Source organism: Calidifontimicrobium sp. SYSU G02091, assembly GCF_022631395.1.
Lineage (GTDB): Bacteria > Pseudomonadota > Gammaproteobacteria > Burkholderiales > Burkholderiaceae_C > Calidifontimicrobium > Calidifontimicrobium sediminis.
This window is the reverse complement of sequence record NZ_JALBGB010000012.1, coordinates 70,083-91,054: the sequence shown is the minus strand read 5'-3', so window position 1 is coordinate 91,054 and position 20,972 is coordinate 70,083. Positions and strand designations below refer to the sequence as shown.

General features: G+C 72.1%; 23 protein-coding genes. 8 read left to right on the top strand and 15 right to left on the bottom strand.

Annotated elements, in window-relative coordinates; translation table 11 throughout:
- Window positions 1-5 precede the first annotated feature (5 nt).
- The 3 genes from MOJ79_RS09570 to MOJ79_RS09560 all read left to right on the top strand — a co-directional run bounded on the left by MOJ79_RS09570 (window position 6) and on the right by MOJ79_RS09560 (window position 2,890).
- Complete coding sequence (locus MOJ79_RS09570; RefSeq protein ID WP_241923947.1) at window positions 6-890, top strand: helix-hairpin-helix domain-containing protein; 885 nt, start codon at window positions 6-8, stop codon at window positions 888-890.
- Window positions 891-999: 109 nt separating this feature from the next.
- Window positions 1,000-1,461, top strand: a complete 462-nt coding sequence (locus MOJ79_RS09565; protein ID WP_241923946.1) for a CBS domain-containing protein — start codon at window positions 1,000-1,002, stop codon at window positions 1,459-1,461.
- A gap of 19 nt (window positions 1,462-1,480) precedes the next feature.
- Window positions 1,481-2,890 (top strand): homospermidine synthase, encoded by a 1,410-nt coding sequence (locus tag MOJ79_RS09560; protein ID WP_241923945.1) that lies wholly within the window; start codon window positions 1,481-1,483, stop codon window positions 2,888-2,890.
- A gap of 24 nt (window positions 2,891-2,914) precedes the next feature.
- Here the strand turns inward: MOJ79_RS09560 and MOJ79_RS09555 are convergent, their stop codons facing one another.
- The 7 genes from MOJ79_RS09555 to mltG form a co-directional block, all read right to left on the bottom strand.
- Complete coding sequence (locus tag MOJ79_RS09555; protein WP_241923944.1) at window positions 2,915-3,139, bottom strand: hypothetical protein; 225 nt, start codon at window positions 3,137-3,139, stop codon at window positions 2,915-2,917.
- Between the two features lie 124 nt (window positions 3,140-3,263).
- On the bottom strand, window positions 3,264-3,872 hold the full coding sequence (locus MOJ79_RS09550; RefSeq protein WP_241923943.1) for an ankyrin repeat domain-containing protein: 609 nt from the start codon (window positions 3,870-3,872) through the stop codon (window positions 3,264-3,266).
- A gap of 32 nt (window positions 3,873-3,904) precedes the next feature.
- Window positions 3,905-4,702: a TatD family hydrolase gene (locus tag MOJ79_RS09545; RefSeq protein ID WP_241923942.1), complete on the bottom strand. Its 798-nt coding sequence runs from the start codon at window positions 4,700-4,702 to the stop codon at window positions 3,905-3,907.
- Between the two features lie 61 nt (window positions 4,703-4,763).
- Window positions 4,764-5,156: a PilZ domain-containing protein gene (locus MOJ79_RS09540; RefSeq protein WP_119287276.1), complete on the bottom strand. Its 393-nt coding sequence runs from the start codon at window positions 5,154-5,156 to the stop codon at window positions 4,764-4,766.
- Window positions 5,153-6,202, bottom strand: a complete 1,050-nt coding sequence (holB, locus tag MOJ79_RS09535) for a DNA polymerase III subunit delta' (RefSeq protein WP_241923941.1) — start codon at window positions 6,200-6,202, stop codon at window positions 5,153-5,155. The genes MOJ79_RS09540 and holB overlap by 4 nt, the downstream gene beginning before the upstream one ends.
- Window positions 6,199-6,813 carry a dTMP kinase gene (gene tmk / locus MOJ79_RS09530; RefSeq protein WP_241923940.1) on the bottom strand — a complete coding sequence of 205 codons (615 nt, stop codon included), beginning with the start codon at window positions 6,811-6,813 and terminating at the stop codon, window positions 6,199-6,201. Before tmk ends, holB begins: the two co-directional genes overlap by 4 nt.
- Window positions 6,814-6,828: 15 nt before the next feature.
- On the bottom strand, window positions 6,829-7,830 hold the full coding sequence (gene mltG, locus MOJ79_RS09525; RefSeq protein ID WP_241923939.1) for an endolytic transglycosylase MltG: 1,002 nt from the start codon (window positions 7,828-7,830) through the stop codon (window positions 6,829-6,831).
- 64 nt (window positions 7,831-7,894) lie between these two features.
- Here mltG and ygfZ point away from each other — a divergent pair, with 64 nt between their 5' ends.
- Window positions 7,895-8,860: a CAF17-like 4Fe-4S cluster assembly/insertion protein YgfZ gene (gene ygfZ, locus MOJ79_RS09520; protein WP_241923938.1), complete on the top strand. Its 966-nt coding sequence runs from the start codon at window positions 7,895-7,897 to the stop codon at window positions 8,858-8,860.
- Window positions 8,857-9,165, top strand: a complete 309-nt coding sequence (locus tag MOJ79_RS09515; RefSeq protein ID WP_241923937.1) for a DUF4936 family protein — start codon at window positions 8,857-8,859, stop codon at window positions 9,163-9,165. The genes ygfZ and MOJ79_RS09515 overlap by 4 nt, the downstream gene beginning before the upstream one ends.
- Before the next feature lie 42 nt (window positions 9,166-9,207).
- Here the strand turns inward: MOJ79_RS09515 and MOJ79_RS09510 are convergent, their stop codons facing one another.
- The 3 genes from MOJ79_RS09510 to MOJ79_RS09500 all read right to left on the bottom strand — a co-directional run bounded on the left by MOJ79_RS09510 (window position 9,208) and on the right by MOJ79_RS09500 (window position 12,731).
- Window positions 9,208-10,701 carry an ATP-binding protein gene (locus MOJ79_RS09510; protein ID WP_241923936.1) on the bottom strand — a complete coding sequence of 498 codons (1,494 nt, stop codon included), beginning with the start codon at window positions 10,699-10,701 and terminating at the stop codon, window positions 9,208-9,210.
- Between the two features lie 225 nt (window positions 10,702-10,926).
- Complete coding sequence (locus MOJ79_RS09505) at window positions 10,927-11,811, bottom strand: YbgC/FadM family acyl-CoA thioesterase (protein ID WP_241923935.1); 885 nt, start codon at window positions 11,809-11,811, stop codon at window positions 10,927-10,929.
- Window positions 11,808-12,731 carry an alpha/beta hydrolase gene (locus tag MOJ79_RS09500; protein WP_241923958.1) on the bottom strand — a complete coding sequence of 308 codons (924 nt, stop codon included), beginning with the start codon at window positions 12,729-12,731 and terminating at the stop codon, window positions 11,808-11,810. The genes MOJ79_RS09505 and MOJ79_RS09500 overlap by 4 nt, the downstream gene beginning before the upstream one ends.
- Before the next feature lie 93 nt (window positions 12,732-12,824).
- On the opposite strand from MOJ79_RS09500, the gene MOJ79_RS09495 reads away from it, so the two are divergent.
- Entirely contained in the window at window positions 12,825-13,973 is a 1,149-nt protein-coding gene (locus MOJ79_RS09495) for an iron-containing alcohol dehydrogenase (protein ID WP_241923934.1), read from the top strand.
- Between the two features lie 17 nt (window positions 13,974-13,990).
- On the opposite strand, the gene MOJ79_RS09490 is transcribed toward MOJ79_RS09495, so the two are convergent.
- The 4 genes from MOJ79_RS09490 to MOJ79_RS09475 form a co-directional block, all read right to left on the bottom strand.
- Window positions 13,991-14,944, bottom strand: a complete 954-nt coding sequence (locus MOJ79_RS09490) for a hypothetical protein (RefSeq protein ID WP_241923933.1) — start codon at window positions 14,942-14,944, stop codon at window positions 13,991-13,993.
- 193 nt (window positions 14,945-15,137) lie between these two features.
- A complete protein-coding gene (gene aceA / locus MOJ79_RS09485) occupies window positions 15,138-16,451 on the bottom strand; it encodes an isocitrate lyase (RefSeq protein ID WP_119352557.1) in 1,314 nt (437 codons plus the stop codon).
- A gap of 230 nt (window positions 16,452-16,681) precedes the next feature.
- Entirely contained in the window at window positions 16,682-17,389 is a 708-nt protein-coding gene (locus MOJ79_RS09480) for a type 1 glutamine amidotransferase (RefSeq protein ID WP_241923932.1), read from the bottom strand.
- Entirely contained in the window at window positions 17,386-18,753 is a 1,368-nt protein-coding gene (locus MOJ79_RS09475) for a transaminase (protein WP_241923931.1), read from the bottom strand. Before MOJ79_RS09475 ends, MOJ79_RS09480 begins: the two co-directional genes overlap by 4 nt.
- Window positions 18,754-18,793: 40 nt before the next feature.
- Here MOJ79_RS09475 and speB point away from each other — a divergent pair, with 40 nt between their 5' ends.
- Entirely contained in the window at window positions 18,794-19,720 is a 927-nt protein-coding gene (gene speB, locus MOJ79_RS09470) for an agmatinase (RefSeq protein ID WP_241923930.1), read from the top strand.
- A 135-nt stretch (window positions 19,721-19,855) separates the two neighbouring features.
- On the top strand, window positions 19,856-20,368 hold the full coding sequence (locus tag MOJ79_RS09465) for a hemerythrin domain-containing protein (RefSeq protein ID WP_241923929.1): 513 nt from the start codon (window positions 19,856-19,858) through the stop codon (window positions 20,366-20,368).
- Here MOJ79_RS09465 and MOJ79_RS09460 read toward each other — a convergent pair.
- Window positions 20,365-20,844, bottom strand: a complete 480-nt coding sequence (locus MOJ79_RS09460; protein ID WP_241923928.1) for an Lrp/AsnC family transcriptional regulator — start codon at window positions 20,842-20,844, stop codon at window positions 20,365-20,367. The two genes, MOJ79_RS09465 and MOJ79_RS09460, sit on opposite strands and share 4 nt — an antisense overlap.
- Between the last annotated feature and the right edge of the window lie 128 nt (window positions 20,845-20,972).

Here is a 20,972-nt window from a genome sequence, read left to right as displayed (position 1 = left end):
GCGCGATGGACGCGGCGCCGCCGGCGCCCGCCCCCGCCGACAACGCCGACATCGCGGCGCTGCTGCGCGAGATGGCCGACCTGCTCGACGCGCAGGGCGGCAACCCGTACCGTGCCCGCGCGTACCGGCACGCGGCCGACACCGTCGCGGCGCTGCCCGAGAGCGTGCGCCGCGTGTTCGAGCGCGAGGGATTGGCCGGGCTCGACGCCCTGCCCGGCGTCGGCCCCGGCATCGCCGCGGCGATCGCCGAGATGCTGGCCTGCGGGCGCTGGGGCAAGCTCGAGCGGCTGCGCGGCGACGTCGATGCCGAGGCCGTGTTCCGCACGGTCCCCGGCATCGGCCCCGAGCTCGCGCGGCTGATCCACGACGAGCTGGGCGTCGACACCCTCGAGGCGCTCGAGGTCGCCGCTCACGACGGACGCCTCGAGCGGCTGCCGCGCGTCGGCCCCCGCCGTGCCGCGGCGCTGCGCGCCGCGCTGACGGCGCTGCTCGACCGTCGCCGCGCGCTGCGCCGCGGCGCGCGCGCGGCCGTCGCGGGCGAGCAGCCGCCGGTCGAAGCGCTGCTCGATGTCGACCGCGAATATCGCGAAGCCGCGGCGGCCGACCGCCTGCCCAAGATCGCGCCACGCCGCTTCAACCCGAGCGGCGAGGCGTGGCTGCCGGTGCTGCACACGCAGCGCGGCGACTGGCACTTCACGGCGCTGTACTCCAACACGGCGCGCGCGCACGAGCTCGGCCGCACGCGCGACTGGGTCGTGATCTACGCCGAGGACCGCGACCACGCCGAGCGCCCCTACACCGTCGTCACCGCCACCGCCGGCCCGATGGCCGGCCGGCGCGTCGTGCGCGGGCGCGAGAGCGAATGCCGCGAGGTGGCGGCCGGGGCCTGACGGCGCGCCGGCGCCGCGCCACGGCACTTGACCGACATCAACGCCGGCGCCCGCCGAGCGCATACAGTCCACCCCGGTCGGGCCGCCCCCGCGGCCCAGGAGCACGATCATGGGAGAAAGACTCGACGCCGGCGCGATCTGCACGCGCCTGGTGACCTTCGCCGAGCGCGCGATGCCCGTCAACGAGGCGGCTCAGCTGATGCGCAGCCACCACGTCGGATGCCTCGTCGTCACCGACGACACGCCCGCCGGGCGCGTGCCGGTGGGCATCCTCACCGACCGCGACATCGTGACTGCCGTCGTGGCCAAGGACGTCGATCCGCGCACGCTGCGCGTCGAAGACGTGATGAGTGCGGACCTGGTCGTCGTGCCCGAGGACGCGTCGGTGATCGACCTGCTGCGCACGATGCGCAGCAAGGGCCTGCGCCGACTGCCGGTGGTCGACGCCCAGGGGCTGCTGGCCGGTCTGGTCACGCTCGACGACTTGCTGGGCATCATCGCCGAGGAACTGCGCGCGACGGTGGCCGCGATCGAGGCCGAACAGGCGCGCGAGACGCGCATGCGGCGCTGAGCGGGAGGGCTGCGGAACGATGGCGTTCGAACGACTCCACCGCTTCGCAGGCCGCCTCGTGATGGTCGGCTTCGGCAGCATCGGCCAGGGCGTGCTGCCGCTGTTGCTGCGCCACATCGAGATCGCGCCGGCGCAGATCACGATCGTGACACCCGGCGACGATGGCCACGAGATCGCGCGCGAGTACGGTGTCGCGATGGTCGATGCCGCGCTGACGCCGGCCAACTACGACGCGGTGCTGTCCCCGCTGCTCGGTGCGGGCGACTTCCTGCTCAACCTCTCGGTCGACGTCAGCAGCGCGGCGCTGATCGCGTGGTGCCAGCCGCGCGGCGTGCTGTACCTCGATACGGTCTCCGAGCCGTGGGCCGGCACCTACGACGGCGGCGACCTGCCGGCCGAGCAGCGCACCAACTACGCGATGCGCGAGGAATCGCTCGCGCTGCGACGCGCCGGTGCCCCGACGGCGGTCATCACCCACGGCGCGAACCCGGGGCTGGTGTCGCACTTCGTCAAGCAGGCGCTGCTCGACATCGCGCGCGACACCGGCGTCCACACACCGACCCCACGCTCGCGCGAGGGCTGGGCGCGTCTCGCGCAGCAGCTCGGCGTGCGCGTGATCCACGTCGCCGAGCGCGACACGCAGGTCGGCACGCGACCGAAGGCGGTCGGCGAGTTCGTCAACACGTGGTCGGTCGACGGCTTCGTCGGCGAGGGGCTGCAGCCCGCCGAACTGGGCTGGGGCACGCACGAGCGCCACTTCCCGAGCGACGGCGAGCGCCATGCGAGCGGCTCGCAGGCGGCGATCTACCTGAAGCGCCCGGGCGCCAGCACGCGCGTGCGCAGCTGGACGCCGGCCGCCGGGCCGCAGCACGCGTTCCTGATCACGCACGCCGAAGCGATCTCGATCGCCGACTACCTGACGCTCGGCGACCCGGCGCGGCCCGCGTACCGGCCGACCGTGCACTACGCGTATCACCCCTGCGACGACGCCGTGCTGTCGATCCACGAGCTCGCCGGCCGCAACTGGCGCGTGCAGCCGCGCAAACGCATCCTGAAGGACGACATCGCCGCGGGCGCCGACGTGCTCGGCGTGCTGCTGATGGGTCACGCGCGTGGCGCGTACTGGTACGGCTCGCGGCTGTCGATCGAGCAGGCGCGCGCGGCGTGCCCGCACAACAGCGCGACGAGCCTGCAGGTGACGGTGGCGGTGCTGGCCGGCGTCGTGTGGGCGATGCAGCACCCCGACCGCGGCGTCGTCGAGCCCGACGAGCTGCCGCACGACGAAATCCTCGCGTGGTGCCGCCCGTACCTGGGCGAGGTGTTCGGCGTCTACACCGACTGGACGCCGCTCGCCGACCGCGGCTGGCTGTTCGACGAGGACGTCGACCGCGACGACCCCTGGCAGTTCAAGAACTTCCGCGTCGCGTGACGCGCGACGCGCATCGCGCGCGTCTCAGGGGCCGGGCGCGTCGTCGGCGAGCGGCTCGGCGTCGTCGCCCCAGCCGTCGTCGGCGGCGTCGGCCACGCCACCGCCCTCCCCGAGCCCGATGCGGTCGAGCGGGCGGCACACGCGCCGGCGCAGCGCACGCAGGCGGTCCGACGCCTCCATCGCGGCGACGACGGCCTGCGGATTGGTCATCAGGGCGAACGGGTTGCTCACGACACGCGGGCTGTGCATCACAACCTCCGACGATGTCACCAACGGTGTGAATGCACTCTAGGCGTGACGCGCTCGCGCGCGCAGTCGGTCAGCGCCCAAGGATCGTGTCGGATTTCTTCCGACACGCCGGCACGCGCGCCGCTCAGCGGCCGGTGGGCGCGGCCAGCTGCCGCGCGAGCGCCTCGCGGCCCGCTTCGCGCGCGAAGTCGGCGGCGTCGAGGTCGCGCTGGTTGCGCAGCCGGCGGTCGGCGCCGCGCTGCAGCAGCAACGCGACACTGCGCTCGCTGCCGTAGCGTGCGGCCATCATCAGCGGCGTCGTGCCGTTGGGACTGCGCGCATCGACGGGCGCGCCGCGGTCGAGCAGCAGTTCGACGGCCTGCGGCTCGGGGCCGGTGGCGGCGTAGTGGATCGGCGACCAGCCTTCCTGGTGCACGCGTGCGCCGCGCTCGAGCAGGCGGCGCATCCAGCCGACCTGGCCGCGCAGCGCGGCCATCATCAGCGGGGTCTCGCCGACGCCGTTGACGGCGTCGACCTGCAGTTGCGGATGCGCCCACAGCGCTTCGGCCACCGCCGGCGCCGGCTGGCGCAGCGCGAGGAAGAACGCCACCTGGCCTTCCGGGTTGCGGCTGTTGGGGTCGAAGCCGCGCTGCAGCAGCGCGGTGACGGTACGCGCGTCGTCGCGCTCGAGGGCCGCGAAGAAGTCTTCGTAGGCACCGGCTCTGGCGATCGAAAACCATGTCGCCAGAACCATCAAAACACCAAACTTAAACAGATACTTTAACTTCATCGTGTCACCCCTGCGTGCGCCGGCAGACCAAAGAGGCGCTCGAAATTGGCGCTTGTGACGGCCGCGACGTGCTCGACGCTCACCCCCCGCTCGGCCGCCAGCCGCGCCGCGACGTGCGGCACCAGCGACGGATCGTTGACCTTGCCGCGGTGCGGCACCGGCGCAAGGTAGGGGCTGTCGGTCTCGATCAGCAGGCGGTCGTCGGGCACGAAGCGCGCGACGGCGCGCAAGTCGTCGGCGTTGCGGAACGTCACGATGCCCGAGAACGAGATGTAGAAGCCCATCTCGAGCGCGGCGCGCGCGACCTCGACCGTCTCGGTGAAGCAGTGGAACACGCCGCCGGCGGCGTCGCCGCCCTCCTCGCGCAGGATCGCCAGCGTGTCGGCGCTGGCGCTGCGCGTGTGGATCACGAGCGGCTTGCCGCTGGCGCGCGCGGCGCGGATGTGCACGCGGAAGCGCTCGCGCTGCCACGCCATGTCGGCGACGGTGCGCTCGCCGAGGCGGTAGTAGTCGAGCCCGGTCTCGCCGATCGCGACGACGCGCGGCCGCGCGGCGAGCGCGAGCAGGTCGTCGACCGACGGCTCGCGCACGCCCTCGTTGTCGGGATGCACGCCGGCGCTGGCCCAGAAGTTGTCGTAGCGCAGCGCGAGCGCGTGCACGGTGTCGAATTCCTCGAGCGTCGTGCAGATCACGAGCGCGCGGTCGACGTGCGCGGCGGCCATCGCCGCGCGGATCGCGTCGATGCGCCCGTGCAGTTCGGGAAAGCTCAGGTGGCAGTGCGAGTCGGCGTACATCGGGAAGGGGGCCGGCGCGGCGGCGCGGCATCACCTCGGGGACACCCCGCCCGCGCGGGGTTCAGAGCGTCTGCGTCGGCTTGTTCGACGAGATCATCGTGCCGAGCAGTTCCTCGATCTTGAGCTTCAGCAGCCGCGTCTTCTCGTCGCTGGGGAAGCGCACGCCGACACCCTGCGTGCGTCCGCCCGACGCGTTGGCCGGCGTGATCCAGCCGACCTTGCCGGCCACCGGGTAGCGCTGCGGGTCGTCGGGCAGCGTGACGAGCAGGTACACGTCGTCGCCGAGGCGGTACTCGCGCGTCGTCGGCACGAACAGTCCGCCGTCGGTCATCACCGGGATGTAGGCGGCATACAGCGCGCTCTTGTCGCGGAACACGAGCTGGATCACGCTCGGCCGCGCAGGCGAGCCGGCGGGAGCCAGTGCACCGGGGCGGGTCGGGGCGGGATCGTTCATCGAGCGGCGAGTGTAGCGGTGCCTGCCCGGCCGCGCGGCGCCGAGGTCGTGAAGCAGCCGCGGCCCTGCGCGACGAGCGACTCGATCAGCAACGGCGCGTGCCAAGGGTGCTCGGCGTGGCGCGCGACGCGCTGCAGCGTCTTCGCCCACGCCGCCAGCGCCGGCATCGACGCCCCGCCCGGCAGGCTGCCAGCGGAAAAGAAACGCGGTGCGGCACCCGCCCCGACGACGAGCAGGTCGTGCGCGAGCTTGTGCAGCACGTCGACGACCCGCTCGACGCTGCAGCCGGCGAACACGCCGGCGTCGCCGCGCGCCACCGCACCCGGCACGCGCTGCCAGCGTTCGGCGTCGAAGCCGTCGGCGCGCAGCGCGAGCACCTCCTGCGGACGCCCGCCAGCGGCGGCGAGCAGCACGTCGGCGCCGGCCACCCCCTGCGACTGCAGCCACGCCATGGCCGCGTCGCGCGCGGGCAGCGCGAGCGCGATGCGCTGGCAGCGGCTGCGGATCGTCGGCAGCAGTGCGTCGGGGTCGGCGCAGGTCAGCAGCAGCCGCACGCCGGCGGGGGGCTCCTCGAGCGTCTTGAGCAGCGCATTGGCGGCCACCGTGTTCATCGCCTGCGCCGGGTGCAGCATGAGCACCTTGCCGCGCCCGCGGGTGGCGGTCGTGCGCGTCCAGTCGATCGCCTGGCGCACCTCGTCGACGCGGATCTCGCGGCTGGGCTTGGCCTTGGCGGCCTTGACAGCGCCGTCGTCGGCCTCGTCGTCGCCTGCCGCAGCCGCCGCCCCGAGCGCGTCGCGCAACGCCGCCGGCGCCAGCACGCGCAGGTCGGGGTGCGCGCGCGACGCGAGCAGCCGGCAGCCGGCGCACTGCCCGCACGGACGCGGGCCGGACTCGGCCTCGCACAGCCCGTGCTGCGCAAGCGCCAGCGCCAGTTCGAACTGGCCGACGCCTTCGGGACCGTGGATCAGCAGCGCGTGCGCGCGCAGCGCGGCCGCGCGCTCGAGCGGCGCGACCAGCCACGGCAGCAGCGGCGGCGCGGCGCTCACCCGAGCCGCTCCGTCGCGGCGCGCTCGACACGCGCCCACACGGCGGCGAGTTCACCGTCGGCGGCGATGCGCACGAAGCGCGCCGGTGACTGCGCCGCGCGCGCCGCGTAGCCGTCGCGCACGCGCGCGAAGAACGCCGCGTCCTGGCGCTCGAAGCGGTCGGGTGCGCGCGCCGCCGCGCGCCGCTCGGCGGCGACGGCCGGGTCGAGGTCGAACCAGAACGTCAGGTCGGGCTGGCGCCCGGGGTGCACCCAGCCCTCGAGCGTGCGCAGCACGTCGAGGTCGAAGCCGCGCCCGCCGCCCTGGTAGGCGAAGGTCGCGTCGGTGAAGCGGTCGCACAGCACGGTGGCGCCGCGCGCGAGCGCCGGCTCGATCGTCGTCTGCAGGTGGTCGCGACGCGCGGCGAAGACGAGCAGCGTCTCGGTCAGCGCGTCCATTGGCCGGTGCAGGATCAGCTCGCGCAGCGCCTCGGCCAGTTCGCTGCCGCCGGGCTCGCGCGTGAGCACGACGTCGTGGCCGCGCGCGCGCAGCCACTGTTCGAACGTCGCGAGGTGTGACGACTTGCCGGCACCGTCGATGCCCTCGAACGTGATGAACAGGCCGCGCGGCATGGAAGGCGAAATCCCTCAGCGCTGCCCGCGCTGGTAGCGGTTGACGGCGCGATTATGGTCTTCGAGCGTCTCGCTGAAGACGCTCGAGCCGTCGCCGCGCGCGACGAAGTACAGCGCCTTCGTCGGCTCGGGGTTCACCGCGGCGCGCAGCGACGCAAGCCCCGGCATCGCGATCGGCGTCGGCGGCAGCCCGGCGCGCGTGTAGGTGTTGTACGGGCCGTCGGTCTCGAGGTGGCGGCGCGTCAGGTTGCCGTCGAACGCCTCGCCGAGCCCGTAGATCACGGCCGGGTCGGTCTGCAGCCGCATGCCGATGCGCAGCCGGTTGACGAACACGCCGGCGACGAGGCGCCGGTCGGCCTCGACGCCGGTTTCCTTCTCGACGATCGACGCGAGGATCAGCGCCTCGTCGGGCGACTTCAGCGGCAGCCCGTCGGCCCGTGCCGCCCACGCGGCGTCGAGGTGGCGCTGCATCGCCGCGTGCGCGCGCTTGAGCACCGTCAGGTCGCTGACGCCGCGGCTGTACAGGTACGTGTCGGGAAAGAACCAGCCCTCGGCGGGCTTGCCCGGCGCACCGATCGCCGCCATCACGTCGGCGTCGCTCAGTCCGGCGATCGTCGGGCGCAGGTTCGGCGCGGCGGCGAGAGCGGCGCGGAACTGGCGGAAGGTCCAGCCCTCGATCAGCCGCACGGCTTCGAGCACCTCGTCGCCGCGCACCATCTTGCCCAGCAGCTCGCGCGGCGTGACGCCGGTGTGGACCTCGTAGCTGCCGGCACGGATGCGCGGCGCGTCGCCCGACCAGCGGAACCACTGGTACAGCAGTTCCGGCGAGGTGCGCACGCCGGCGTCGACCCAGGCCTGCGCGACGGCGCGCGGCGAGGTGCCGCGCTCGATCGACACCTCGACGACCGGCTGCGCGAGCGGCAGCGGCCGCTGCAGCCACCAGGCCGCGATGCCAGCCGCCGCGGCGGCGAGCAACGCAGGCACGGCCAGCGCGACGAGCAGCCAACGCCACTTCATGCGCGCCCCGCGCCGACGCCCCTGCCGATCGTGTGCCCCATTGCGGCTGATGATAATCGTCGCCATGACGACCACCGTCTCACCCGCCGCTGCCGTGCTGCCGATGCCGATGATCCCCGCCGACGGCGCCGTCGCGCTGACGCACTGGGGCCTGATCTCGGCACAAGGCGCCGACGCGGCGCGCTTCCTGCACAGCCAGCTGACGCAGGACGTCGAGCACCTCGACAGCGGCCACGCGCGGCTGGCCGGCTACTGCTCGGCCAAGGGGCGGCTGCTGGCGACGTTCGTCGTCTGGCGCCCGCAGCCCGAGGAGGTGTTTCTCGCGTGCAGCGCCGACGTGCTGCCAGCCACGCTGAAGCGGCTGTCGATGTTCGTGCTGCGCGCCAAGTGCAAGCTCGCCGACGCCGGCGCCGCGTGGCGACTCGTCGGGCTGGCCGGACCGTCGGCGCTCGCGTGGGCCGGCGCGGCGTGGCCCGCGGCACCGTGGCGCCTCGCCGAGACGCCAGCCGGGCGGCTGATCCGCCTGCCCGACGCCGCCGGCAGCGTCCGCGCGCTGCTCGTGCAGCCGGCCGGCGACGCGCTGCCGGACCTGCCTGCGCTGCCGCTCGCGCAGTGGCAGGCGCTCGAGGTCGCCAGCGGCGTGCCCACCGTCACTGCGGCGACGGTCGAGCAGTTCGTGCCGCAGATGGTCAACCTCGAACTCGTGGGCGGCGTGAACTTCCAGAAGGGCTGCTACCCCGGCCAGGAGGTCGTCGCGCGCAGCCAGTACCGCGGCACGCTCAAGCGCCGCGCCTTCCTGTGGCGCAGTGACGCGCCGGCCGCGGCCGGGCAGGAGGTGTTCGCCGTCGACGACCCGTCGCAGCCGGCCGGGATGGTCGTCAACGCGGCATCGCTCGAAGGAATCGGCCACCTCGCGCTGTTGGAGGTCAAGCTCGCCGCGCTCGGTCAGTCGCTGCACCTGGGTGTCCCCGGCGGCCCGGCGTTGTACCGCCTCACGATGCCGTACCCAGTGCCGCTCGAGGCGTCGTGACCGCGGTCGACCCCAGCGCGCGCGGCCGGTGCCTGTTCGTCTACTACCGCGTGCCCGCGCCGCGGCTCGAGGCAGCGGCCGCCGCCGCGCGGGCGCTGCAAGCCGACCTGGTTGCGCGCCACCCCGGGCTCGAGGCGGCACTGCTGCGCCGGCCCGAACTGCGCGACGGCGACGCGACCCTGATGGAGACCTACGCGGCCCCGGCCGGCGTCGACGACGCGCTGGCCGCCGAGATCGCGCGCCTCGCTGCGGCAGCCGGGCTGCCGCAGCCGCGCCACGTCGAGGTATTCGAGCCGCTGACCTGATGGTGCGGCGCCGCGCGTCGGCCAGGAGTCGGCGGCGCCACGTCAGCGCATCAACAGCAGGCTGGGCAAGGGCACGCTGACGATGCGCGGATCGTCGGTGGCCGGCTCGTCACCGAGCGTGACGATTAAGCCGAACGGTGCGTTGTAGTGCGCCTTCTCGATGAAAGCGCGCAGACCGCGTGTGTCCTCGTGCGTGATGCTGCGGCGGTACTTCACCTCCACCGGGATTCGCTGCTCGCCGATGGTCAGCACGTAGTCCACCTCCGGCTCGGCGCCGCGTTCCGGGAAGTAGGCCACGTCGAGGTTGACGATGGATTTGAAGAAGTGCCCGACCACGCTTTCGGCGATGCGTCCAGCCAGGTCGGCCAGATGGGGCGCCGCGCCCAGCCCAGCCACATCGATGGGAACCGACTCCTGCAGCCAAGCGGCGCGCAGGCTGTGGTCGGACAAAACGAGCTTGGCAGGCGACTTGTGTTTCTTGAGTCGCAGCTCGAGTGGTTCGATGAGCCGCACGAGCAGTGCACCGTCGAGGAACTTCAAGTACTGCAAGATCCGCTGCCAGCCAACATCGGTGTCGAGCGCACGGCGGATCTCGTCCACGTACATCGCCTGTCGAGGCGACTGCCCGACGTAGCGACAGGCGAGCCGGAACACTTCCTCCAGCAGATGCTCGTCTCGCTTGACGCCGCGACTGCCTAAGCGCAGGTCGTGCTGGATCGCTCGCCTGACGACGGTTTCGACGAGTTGGTCGGCCACTCGCTCCCAGGGCTCGTCCGCAGCCTTGTGCGCGACCGGATAGCCACCACGCTGCGAAAACAATGCGAAGGCGCGATCGCGCAAAGCGCGGTGTGCCTCCCCATGACTGCGCAACCCGGCCCAGAACGCCTTGTCCTTGAGGGGCCCGAGCCCGTTCGGCGGATGGTATGGCTCAATGTGCCCCAACCCACGCAGTTCCACGATCTCGCGCAGCAGCAATGGGCCGAGTTCCAAGGTGTGGATGCGCCCCGCCAGGCTGTCGCGACCGGCCTCGATCCGCAGCGCCGAACTGCCCGTGACCATGGCTCGCACGGGCTGCAGATCGACCAGGTGCTTGAGCTGCGCAGCCCAGTCGCGCAGGTTCTGCACTTCGTCGAGAAACAGATAGACCGGCTCGCTGCCCAAACTGCCCAGCGGTGCGCCCAACACATGGTCGGCATACCACCAGACGATCTCGAGGATGGGCTGATTGCGCCGGTGCAGAGGCTTTATATCGTCGAACTGCACCCGCAGGATCCTGCGTGGATCGATGCCCGAGCGCAGCAACTCGTCGATGACCTGTGCCTGAAGCGTGCTCTTGCCCACCTGCCTTGGACCGCGTAGGACGACGACGGGTGCGAGCTGCGAGCGCAGTCCCCGGACGAGCGAGTCGTAGGCCCAGCGGCGCACCGGTTGCAGATTGGGCACCCCGTGACCGAGCCACCAGGGGTTCATGTCGCGAAGCAGCCGCTCCGACACGGGGTCGTGCAGATCGAACAGGACAGCTTGTGTCAAGGGCATCGGTTGGCGCTGCAATTCAGAGGTGCCAGGCGAGCGTGCCCGACGCGCGATTGTGCTTCGAGCGAGCTCGGCATGGTCCAGCACGCGGGACGAAGTGCACGAGGAGGACGTGCCACGGTGCGCTTCGATCTCCGCGGATGGTGTGTCGTGACTGAACCACCACGTCCGATCGCGAGGCGCAGGCCCAGCTCGACGGGTTGCGCCGGTAGGGAGGCCGCTTTCCGCTCAGGCCGCCGAGGCGACCGGCGGCGCCACCGCGCGCGCCATCGTGATGTGCTCGATCCCCGCCTCGTCGAACGGCTCCCCGCGCACCGCGAAACCCTGGCGGCGGTAGAAGCCCTCGGCGCTGCGCTGCGCATGCAGCAGCACCTCGCCATCGCCGCGCTCGCGTGCGACGGTCACCAGCGCTTCGAGGATCGCCGCGCCGATGCCGGCGCCGCGCATGTCGTGGCGCACCGCCATGCGGCCGATCTTGGCCACGCCCGGCGAATGCTCGAGCAGCCGCCCGGTGCCCAGCGCCATGCCGAAGCGGTTGTAGGCCACCGCGTGCACCGCGTTGGCGTCGGCCGCGTCCCACTCGAGCTCGGCCGGGATCTTCTGCTCGTCGACGAACACCGCGGCGCGCAGCGCCTGCGCCTCGCGGCCGAGTTCGTCCCACGTGCCGGTGCGCACGTCGAGCACCGGCTCGCCGCGCTCGAACGCGTCGAGCGCGGCGCGCAGCTGTGCCGGCACCGGCTGCGAGGTCTGCGTCGCCGGGTCGGCGAAGACGTAGACCAGCTCCCCCGACACCAGCAGCTCGTCGCCGCGGAACACGGCGCCCATGAACTGCATCGACGAGTTGCCGATGCGCGCGCAGCGCAGGCCCACGTCGAGGCGGTCCTCGTAGTGCGCCGACGCGTGGTACTCGAGCGTGGCCTTGCGCACGTAGAGGTCGCCCTGCAGCAGCGCCATCGTCTCGTGGTACGGCAGCGCCATCGCGCGCCAGTAGCCGGCCACCGCGGTGTCGAAGTACATCAGGTAGTGGCCGTTGAAGACGATCTTCTGCATGTCGACCTCGGCCCAGCGCACGCGCAGGGTGTCGAAGAAGCGGAAGTCGCGGCGGGTCGTCATCGGGGGGTTCTCCAGGCGTGGCGCAGGGCGTCGGCGGCGAACTGCTGGGCGGCGGGCGCCTCCTTCAGCACGCGCCCCATTTTGATGAAGTCGTGCGTGACGCCGCGCACGAGGTCGAGCTCGACCGCCACGCCGGCCGCGCGCAGGCGGTCGGCGTAGGCCAGCCCCTCGTCGACCAACGGGTCGCACTCGGCAAGGATCACGCACGCCGGCGCGACGCCGTCGAGGTCGTCGGCCAGCAGCGGCGCGAAGCGCCAGTCGTGGCGCTGGTCGCGGTCGATGTAGTGGTCGAAGAACCACTCGATCGTCGCCGCGTCGAGCAGGAAGCCGTTGGCGAACAGCTTGTGCGACGGCGTCTCGGGCACCGGCGCGGTGCCCGGCGTGATCAGCAGCTGCAGCGCCAGCGGCAGCGCGTGGTCGCGCGCGAGGATTGCCGCCACTGCGGCCAGCGTGCCGCCGGCGCTGTCGCCGCCGACGGCCAGCCGCGCCGGGTCGAGCCCGAGCCCGGCCGCGTGCGCGGCGAGCCACTGCAGCGCCGCCCACGCGTCGTCGACCGCGGTCGGGAAGCGGTGCTCGGGCGCGAGCCGGTAGTCGAGCGCGAGCACCGCACCACCGCTGCGCTGCGCGAGCTCGCGGCACAGCGCATCGTGCGTCGCGAGGCTGCCGATCACGAAACCGCCGCCGTGCAGGTACAGCAGCGCCGGCAGCGGCGCGTCGCCCGGGGCCGGCGCGTACAGCCGCGCCGGCAGCGGCGTGCCGTCGGCGGCGGGAACCGTCAGCGCCTCGACGCGCGGCAGCGTCGGGCGCGGCGGCTCGAGCACCTCGGCGGCGGCCTCGTAGGCGCGGCGCGCGTCGTCGACGCTCATCGCATGCCACGGCGGGCGGTTCGCGCGCCGGATGCGCTCGAGCAGGCCGGCCATGACCGGCGTCAGCAGGTGGATCGACACGGGCGGCAGTGGCGTGGCAGGGGCGTGAAGCATACTCACCGCCCTGCCCTGCCTGTTGCGACCGCGATGGCCACGATCCTCTACCTCACGCAGATCCACCTCGACTTCGGCACCGTGCAGCTGCTGCCCGCCGAGTGCGCGCGCGTCGGCATCCGCAAGCCGCTCGTCGTCACCGACGCCGGCGTGCGCGCCGCGGGCGTGCTCGCGCAGGCGCTCGCGCCGCTCACCGACGTGCCGCACGCCGTGTTCGACGGCACGCCGTCGAACCCGACCGAGGCCGCGGTGCGCGCCGCCACCGCGCTGTACCGCGAGCAAGGCTGCGACGGCCTGATCGCCGTCGGCGGCGGCTCGAGCATCGACCTCGCGAAGGGCGTCGCGATCGCGGCGACGCACGACGGCCCGCTCGTGACCTACGCGACGATCGAAGGCGGCAGCCCGAAGATCACCGAGCGCGTCGCACCGCTGATCGCCGTGCCGACCACCGCCGGCACCGGCAGCGAAGTCGCGCGCGGCGCGATCCTGATCGTCGACGACGGGCGCAAGCTCGGCTTCCACAGCTGGCACCTGGTGCCCAAGTCGGCGATCCTCGACCCGGCGTTGACACTCGGCCTGCCGCCGATGCTCACGGCCGCCACCGGCATGGACGCGATCGCGCACTGCATGGAGACGTTCATGGCGCCGGCCGTGAACCCGCCGGCCGACGGCATCGCGCTCGACGGGCTCGAGCGCGGCTGGGCGCACCTCGAGCGCGCGACGAAGGATGGCAGCGACCGCGACGCGCGCTGGAACATGATGAGCGCGAGCATGCAAGGCGCGATGGCGTTCCAGAAGGGTCTCGGCTGCGTGCATTCCCTGTCGCACAGCCTCGGCGGGGTCAACCCGAAGCTGCACCACGGCACGCTCAACGCGATGTTCCTGCCCGCCGTCGTGCGCTTCAACGCGCAGGCCGAGTCGATCCGCCGCGAGCGCCGGCTTCAGCGCATGGCGCACGCGATGGGGATCGGCTCGTGCGACAGCGCCGGCACCGAGGTCGCCGAAGCGATCCGCGAGATGAATGCGCGCCTCGGGCTGCCGCGCGGACTGGCAGCGATGGGCGTCACGCGCGACGTGTTCGAGCGCGTGATCGATGGCGCGATGGCGGACCACTGCCACAAGACCAACCCGGTGATCGCGACGCGCGACGACTACCGCGCGATGCTCGAGGCGTCGCTGTAGCGCCGGTTCGGGCGCGCTCAGAACCGCATCAGCGCGACGGCGCCGAGCGCCCATGCCGACTCGCGGGGCGATGCGGCGTCGGTGCGCGGCCAGAAGTGGCCGACGGTGAACTGGCCGATCAGCCAGTCCCGGTACAGCGGCTGGGTCCAGCGCAGGCGCAGTCCGTAGTCGCCGACGGCGACATCGCTGGCCGCCGTCTTGCCGCTGACCAGCGCCTCGGCGGCCAGTTCGCGGCCGGTGCCGAAGCTGCGATACGCTCCGACGAGGCTCGACCACTCGAAGCCCTCGCTGCGCTGCGTGACGGTGCCGCCGTTGAGCCAGCGCACGTCGAGCCGCGGCGACAGCGCACGCGTGAACGCCAGCGCCGTCGTCGAGCCGAAGCCATCGACGTCGGTCCAGAACACGGTTTCTCGAAAGTCGAGCCGCAGGCTCTCGCCGAGCACCCATGCGTTCGCGTAACGCGCCTGCGCATAGACCTCGAACGCGCTGCGCAGACCGGCACGCAGCTCGATGCGGTCGCTCAGTGGCACCGCCAGCCCGGCGAAGTACGACGACCGCTCGGTGTCGGCCAGCGTGCGCTCCTGCCGCGCGAACGCCGACGGCTTGTCGGTCACGACGTCGCGCTCGACGTCGCGTCCGAGAAAGGCATACGCGCGCTCGCGCAGGTTCGGCAGTTCGAAGCGGGCATCGAGCCGCACCGACGTGTCGAAACCTTCGTCGCGCCGCCAGCTGGTGCGCAGTTCGAGGCGGCCCTGCTCGACCTTGCCGCCATCTTCGAATGGCCGCTCGCCGAACCAGCTGTCGATGCCGCGCGCCAGCCCCACCGTCGCCAAGCGCGCCCAGGCACGCAACGCCTCGAGCCCGCGGGGCGCCGCTGGCGCCACGTCGCCGGCAGCATCGGGCGCGGCGGGCGCCGCGCCGCAGGCGGTCAGCACGAGTGCGCAGACGACGAGCAGGCGGGTCGGTGGCAAGGCGAGGCGGGCAGGATCGGGACGGTCAGGAGGTCGCGCCCACACCGGCCAGTGGCGAGAACGAGCCGGAGTATGCCGCCAGGTCACCGGACGGCGAAACCAAGACACAGTCACAAAAAAACCCGGCCGCACCGCAGCCGGGTCGCATCACCACTGCCCGGCAGTCACCGAAGCCGGTCGCCGAGCACAGGTGTCAATGGAACTGCTCTTCCTCGGTCGAGCCGGTCAGCGCCTTCACGCTCGACGAGCCGCCCTGGATCACCGTGGTCACGTCGTCGAAGTAGCCCGCGCCGACCTCCTGCTGGTGCGACACGAAGGTGTAGCCCAGCTCGCGCGCCTTGAATTCGGGCTCCTGCACCTGCTCGACATAGTGCCGCATCCCCTCGCCGCGCGCGTAGTCGTAGGCGAACTTGAACGTGTTGAACCAGTTGATGTGGATGCCGGCCAGCGTGATGAACTGGTACTTGTAGCCCATCGCCGACAGTTCGTCCTGGAAGCGCGCGATCGTCTTGTCGTCGAGGTTCTTCTTCCAGTTGAACGACGGCGAGCAGTTGTACGACAGCAGCTTGCCCGGGTACTTGGCGTGGATCGCCTGCGCGAACTCGCGCGCGAAGCCCAGGTCCGGCGTGCCCGTCTCGCACCACACGAGGTCGGCGTAGGCCGCGTAGGCGACGCCGCGGCTGATCGCCTGCTCGAGGCCGTTGCGGACGCGGAAGAAGCCTTCCTGCGTGCGCTCGCCGGTCAGGAACGGCTTGTCGTTGGCGTCGTGGTCGCTCGTCAGCAGGTTGGCGGCCTCGGCATCGGTGCGCGCCAGCACGATGGTCGGCACGCCCATCACGTCGGCGGCGAAGCGCGCGGCGATCAGCTTCTCGATCGCTTCCTGCGTCGGCACGAGCACCTTGCCGCCCATGTGGCCGCACTTCTTCACCGCGGCGAGCTGGTCCTCGAAGTGCACGCCGGCGGCGCCGGCCGCGATCATGTTCTTCATCAGCTCGAACGCGTTGAGCACGCCGCCGAAACCCGCTTCGGCGTCGGCCACGATCGGCAGGAAGTAGTCGATGTAGCCCTTGTCGCCGGGGCCGATGCCGCGGCTCCACTGGATCTCGTCGGCACGCTTGAAGGTGTTGTTGATCCGACGCACCATCGTCGGCACCGAGTCGTAGGCGTACAGCGACTGGTCCGGGTACATCGTCTCGCTGGTGTTGCCGTCGGCGGCGACTTGCCAGCCCGAGAGGTACACCGCCTCGAGCCCGGCCTTGGCCTGCTGCATCGCCTGGCCGGCCGTGATCGCGCCGAACGCGTTGACGTAGCCCTTCGCGGCTTCGCCGTTGATCAGCTTCCACAGCTTCTCGGCGCCACGCTTGGCCAGCGTGTATTCGATCTGCACCGAGCCGCGCAGACGCACGACGTCGGCGGCGCTGTAGCCACGCTTGATGCCTTTCCAGCGGGGGTTTTCGGCCCAGTCCTTTTCGAGGGCGGCGATTTGTTGTTCACGGGTGAGGGTCATGGGGTTCTCCTGCCAAGGGTCAATCGGTGGCACAAGCGTAGCCGCGACCGGCCTCGGCGCGAAGACTTATGTCTTATAGAAGACAAAAAAATAAATTCTTGAACATCAATGGCTTGCGCATTTCATTGCATGTAGCGAAACGGCAATTTCGGAAAGTGAAACGCGATGCTGCAGCGCCGCATCACGTCCTTTCGTATTGCGAAACACCGATGCCGCGATGCGGCAAATCGTCAGCGCGGCGGCAGTGCCGCGGCCCACCACCGCGCGTAGAGCCGGTCGGCCAGCGCCTGCTGCGCGCGCAGCAAGCCTTCGGCGCCGGCGCGCATCGCCTCGCGCGCCTGCACCGTCGCGTGGCGAGCTGCGAGCGCTGGGTCCACCTCGTCGGCCCAGCGCTGCAGCTTCTCGGCGTCGAGCTCGACGTGGAACTGCATCGCCAGGTGCGGCCCGATCGCAAACGCCTGATGGCGGCACGCCGCGCTGCCGGCCAGCGGCACCGCACCTGCCGGCAGATCGAAAGCCTCGAAGTGCCACTGGAACACCGTGACCGGGCCCGCGGCGCCGAACCAGTCGACAGCGGCGTCATGCGCGTGCACGTCGATCGTGGACCAGCCGATCTCGGGCGCTGGCGACGCCGCCACGCGGGCCCCCAAGGCACGCGCCATCAGCTGGCCGCCCAGGCAGTGGCCGATCACCGGCCGCTGCCGGGCCATCGCGTCGAGGATCAGCCGCTCGGCGTCGCGCAGGCTGGGCAGTGGGTCGTTGGCGCTCATCGAGCCGCCGAGGATCGCCAGCGCCGCGTGGTCGTCGACCGACGCGGGGTACGCGTCGCCGGCCTGCGTGTTGCGCACGTCGGCCGCGATCCCGCGCTCGCGCAGCCACTGCAGCAGGTACGCCGGGCCGTCCTGGTGTTCGTGCTGCAGCACCAGCACCGGCTTCATGCAGCGATCTCGGCGAGGAAGTCGTCGAGCGCCTGCGCGACGGCGGCGACGTCGCCGGCACCGGCCATCGGCGGCACGAGCAGCATGTTGTGGAACGGCGTCACGAGCAAGCCACGGTTGAGCAGGAACAGGTGCAGCGCGCGCTCGAGCGCCTCGTCCATCGCCGCGCGCGCGGCCGCGGCGTCGTTGGGTGGCTGCGGGCAGAACTGCAGCTCCATGCGAGCGCCGAGGCGCGTCACGCTCCAAGGCAGCCCCCGCCTCTGCACGACGCCTTCCAGCGCCGCCTGCAGCGCCGCGGCGGTGGCCTCCATGCGCGCGTAGGCGTCGGCCGTCATCACGTGCGCGAGGCTGGCCTGCAATGCGGCGAGCGCGAGCAGGCTCGCCGACAGCGTCGTGCCGATGCCCGAGTGGCCCTCGGGCGCGGCATCCTTGGCCGCCATCATGCGCCGCGCGAGGTCGTCGGTGACGCCGTAGACCGCGCACGGCACACCACCGGCCACCGCCTTGCCGACGACGACGGCATCGGGCGCGAGCCCGTGCACGCGCGCGTAGCCACCCAGGCCGCTGCTGACGGTGTGCGTCTCGTCGAGCACGAACAGCGCGCCGTGCCGCCGGCAGCTGGCCTGCACCGCGTCGAGGAATCCGGGCGCCGGCGGCACGAGGCCGCAGTTGGTCAGCGCCGGCTCGGTCAGCACGCACGCGACGTCGCCGCGCGCGAGCGCCGCGTCGACGGCCGCCGCGTCGTTGAACGGCACGACGACGGTGCCCAGCGCGAGGTCGTGCACCTGCCCGAGCAGGCTCGCGCGCGTGAGCGTGCGCCCGTCGCCGGCCATGTCGACCAGCGTGTCGTCGACGGTGCCGTGGTAGCAGCCGTCGAACACCAGCACCTTGGGCCGGCCGGTGACGGCGCGCGCCCAGCGCAGCACGAAGCGGTTGGCGTCGCTCGCGCTGAGCGTGACCTGCCAGCGCGGCAGTCCGAACACGCGCTGCAGCGCTTCGCCGACGGCGGCGAGCATCGCGCCGGGCAGCATCGCGGTCAGCCCGCGCGCGGCCTGCGCCGCGACGGCCTGCGCCACCGGCGGCGGCGAGTGGCCGAACATCGCCCCGGTGTCGCCGAGGCAGAAGTCGACGTAGGCGTGGCCGTCGACGCAGTGCACGCGATGGCCCTGCGCACGCTCGACGAACAGCGGGTGCGGCAGCGCCCAGTCGCGCATCCAGTGCAGCGGCACGCCCCACAGGAAGTGCGGCGCGCTCGCCGCGGCCAGTGCGGCGCTGCGCGGGTGCGTGTCGACGTAGCGGCGGCGTTCGCGCTCGTGCAGCGCGCGCAGGCGCTGCGGGTCGGGGACGGGGGGCGTGCTTATCATCGGCCGCCGATTGTGTCCGAGCGCGCTTCGCGCCCCTGCCATGACGAGTTTCGCGTTCCTGTCCGACAGCGGCTTCCTGAAGGCCGCCCCCGCGACCGACCAGCCGTATGCCGTGGCCGGCATCGCGTGGGACGGCTCGACGACGAACCGCCCCGGCGCGCGCTTCGGCCCGCGCGCGATCCGCGAGGCGAGCCACATGCTGTGCGACGCGACGCACCCGTGGTTCGACGTCACGCCGCTCGGCCGCGTCGGCGACGCCGGCGACCTGCCGCTGCCCAACACGTCGCTGGCGGCGATGCGCGAGGTGCTCGCGCCGCTGGCCGACGCGCTGATCCGCCGCCACCACATGGTGTGGCTCGGCGGCGACCACAGCATCACGCTGCCGCTGCTGCGCGCCTACCGGCGCTGGCTCGGGCGGCCGCTGGCGGTGGTGCACTTCGACGCACACTGCGACACCTGGCGCGACCACTTCGGCGAGCCGAGCGGGCACGGCACCTGGGTCTACGAGGTGATCGCCGAGGGCCTCGTCGTGCGCGAGTGCTTCACGCAGCTGGGCATCCGCTCGGCCGGCGAGCGCGAGGCGCGCGAGTACGTGCGCGACCAGGGCGGGCTGATCTACACCGCACGCGACCTGCGCGGCCTCGAGAGCCCGGCGCAGCTCGCGCCGGTGCTCGACGCGATCGGCGCACGGCTGGCCGCGCACGGGCAGCCACCGCTGTACGTCAGCCTCGACATCGACTGCCTCGACCCGGCGTTCGCCCCCGGCACCGGCACCCCGGAACCCGGCGGGCTGAGCACGAACCAGGTGCTGTCGCTGCTCGAAGGACTGGCCGCGCACCACTGCGTCGGCATGGACTGCGTCGAAGTCGCGCCGCCGTACGACCACGCCGAACTGACGAGCTACGCGGCAGCGAACTTCGTCTGGACCTACCTGTGCGGCCAGATCGCCGGCCGGATCGCGCGCTGAACCGTCGTTCGGTTTGACCTCGCGCAAGTCCGACCCTGCTCGCGCCACAAGAATGGGGGCCAACCCGCAACGAGTGGCGCCATGACCCCGACCCCTGCCCGCGCGACCCCATCCGCCCGTCCATCACGCCCCAGCGTGGTGCCTGCCGACGGCTTCGAGGTGCTCGACGAGGCGCATCGCGCCGTGATGGCGCACCTCGGCCTGCTCGCCGAGCTGATCGAGCGCCTCGACCGCCACGGCGTCGACGACCGCGCCAGTGAGCTGGCACACGACATCGCCGCCTTCTTCAACGGCCACGCGCGCGACCACCACGCCGAGGAGGAGCGCCGCGTGTTCCCGGGCCTGCTGGCCGACGGCTCGGAGGAACTCGTGCAGCACGTGCGCCGGCTGCAGCAGGACCACGGCTGGCTCGAGGAGGACTGGCTCGAACTCGCGCCGCAGCTCGACGCGGTGGCCAACGGCTACAACGGGTACGACCTCGCGCTGCTGCAGCACGCGCTGCCGGTCTTCACCGAGCTGTACCGCGAGCACATCGCGCTCGAGGAGTCGCTGATCTACCCCGAGGCCAAGCGCCGCCTCGCTGCCGAGCAGGCCGCTGCGCGACAGCGCCGCGGCGAGACGCTGCCGACCGGCACATCGCCGGCCTAGACCGGCAGCGCCGTCGTGCGCTTGACGGTGCGCAGCACGAGCATCGAGTTCGAGCGCGCCACGCCCGGCAGCCGCATCAGCACCTGCGTGTGGAAGCGCTCGAGGTCCTCGGCGTCGCGGTACGCGAAGCGGATCAGGTAGTCGTTCGAGCCGGCGACGTAGTAGCAGTCGAGCACCTGCGGCTCGTCGCGCACCGCCTGCTCGAAGGCTTCGAGCAGCGGCGTGTTCATGCTCTCGAGGTTGATGATCGTGAAGCTGGTGCCGTGCTGGCCGACCGCCTTCGGGTTCAGCAGCGCGACGTAGCGCGCGATGACGCCGGCGTCCTCGAGCTGCTTGACGCGCCGCAGGCACGCCGACGGCGACAGGTGCACGCGCTGAGCGAGCTCGACGTTGGTGAGCCGCCCGTCGTCCTGCAGCTCGCGCAGGATCGCGCGGTCGATCGCATCGAGTTGCGCCGGGAAGGCAGGGCTTCGCATTTTTTGTCCCACGTGAAGGTTTGGTTCGCATCTTATGCGAAGGCTCGGGGTCCGCACGGGCCTCTTGCGCAAGCACATTGCGCCTTCGGCTGTCTAGACTGGCACTTGCTTCGGGCCGACGCGGGACA

What these genes read in the sequence shown, in the direction of transcription:
- MOJ79_RS09570 (WP_241923947.1), top strand. Translation starts at nt 6, where the DNA reads ATGGACGCGGCGCCGCCGGCGCCCGCCCCCGCCGACAACGCCGACATC.
- MOJ79_RS09565 (WP_241923946.1), top strand. Translation starts at nt 1,000, where the DNA reads ATGGGAGAAAGACTCGACGCCGGCGCGATCTGCACGCGCCTGGTGACC.
- MOJ79_RS09560 (WP_241923945.1), top strand. Translation starts at nt 1,481, where the DNA reads ATGGCGTTCGAACGACTCCACCGCTTCGCAGGCCGCCTCGTGATGGTC.
- MOJ79_RS09555 (WP_241923944.1), bottom strand. Translation starts at nt 3,139, where the DNA reads ATGCACAGCCCGCGTGTCGTGAGCAACCCGTTCGCCCTGATGACCAAT.
- MOJ79_RS09550 (WP_241923943.1), bottom strand. Translation starts at nt 3,872, where the DNA reads ATGGTTCTGGCGACATGGTTTTCGATCGCCAGAGCCGGTGCCTACGAA.
- MOJ79_RS09545 (WP_241923942.1), bottom strand. Translation starts at nt 4,702, where the DNA reads ATGTACGCCGACTCGCACTGCCACCTGAGCTTTCCCGAACTGCACGGG.
- MOJ79_RS09540 (WP_119287276.1), bottom strand. Translation starts at nt 5,156, where the DNA reads ATGAACGATCCCGCCCCGACCCGCCCCGGTGCACTGGCTCCCGCCGGC.
- tmk (WP_241923940.1), bottom strand. Translation starts at nt 6,813, where the DNA reads ATGCCGCGCGGCCTGTTCATCACGTTCGAGGGCATCGACGGTGCCGGC.
- mltG (WP_241923939.1), bottom strand. Translation starts at nt 7,830, where the DNA reads ATGAAGTGGCGTTGGCTGCTCGTCGCGCTGGCCGTGCCTGCGTTGCTC.
- ygfZ (WP_241923938.1), top strand. Translation starts at nt 7,895, where the DNA reads ATGACGACCACCGTCTCACCCGCCGCTGCCGTGCTGCCGATGCCGATG.
- MOJ79_RS09510 (WP_241923936.1), bottom strand. Translation starts at nt 10,701, where the DNA reads ATGCCCTTGACACAAGCTGTCCTGTTCGATCTGCACGACCCCGTGTCG.
- MOJ79_RS09505 (WP_241923935.1), bottom strand. Translation starts at nt 11,811, where the DNA reads ATGACGACCCGCCGCGACTTCCGCTTCTTCGACACCCTGCGCGTGCGC.
- MOJ79_RS09500 (WP_241923958.1), bottom strand. Translation starts at nt 12,731, where the DNA reads ATGGCCGGCCTGCTCGAGCGCATCCGGCGCGCGAACCGCCCGCCGTGG.
- MOJ79_RS09495 (WP_241923934.1), top strand. Translation starts at nt 12,825, where the DNA reads ATGGCCACGATCCTCTACCTCACGCAGATCCACCTCGACTTCGGCACC.
- aceA (WP_119352557.1), bottom strand. Translation starts at nt 16,451, where the DNA reads ATGACCCTCACCCGTGAACAACAAATCGCCGCCCTCGAAAAGGACTGG.
- MOJ79_RS09480 (WP_241923932.1), bottom strand. Translation starts at nt 17,389, where the DNA reads ATGAAGCCGGTGCTGGTGCTGCAGCACGAACACCAGGACGGCCCGGCG.
- MOJ79_RS09475 (WP_241923931.1), bottom strand. Translation starts at nt 18,753, where the DNA reads ATGATAAGCACGCCCCCCGTCCCCGACCCGCAGCGCCTGCGCGCGCTG.
- speB (WP_241923930.1), top strand. Translation starts at nt 18,794, where the DNA reads ATGACGAGTTTCGCGTTCCTGTCCGACAGCGGCTTCCTGAAGGCCGCC.
- MOJ79_RS09460 (WP_241923928.1), bottom strand. Translation starts at nt 20,844, where the DNA reads ATGCGAAGCCCTGCCTTCCCGGCGCAACTCGATGCGATCGACCGCGCG.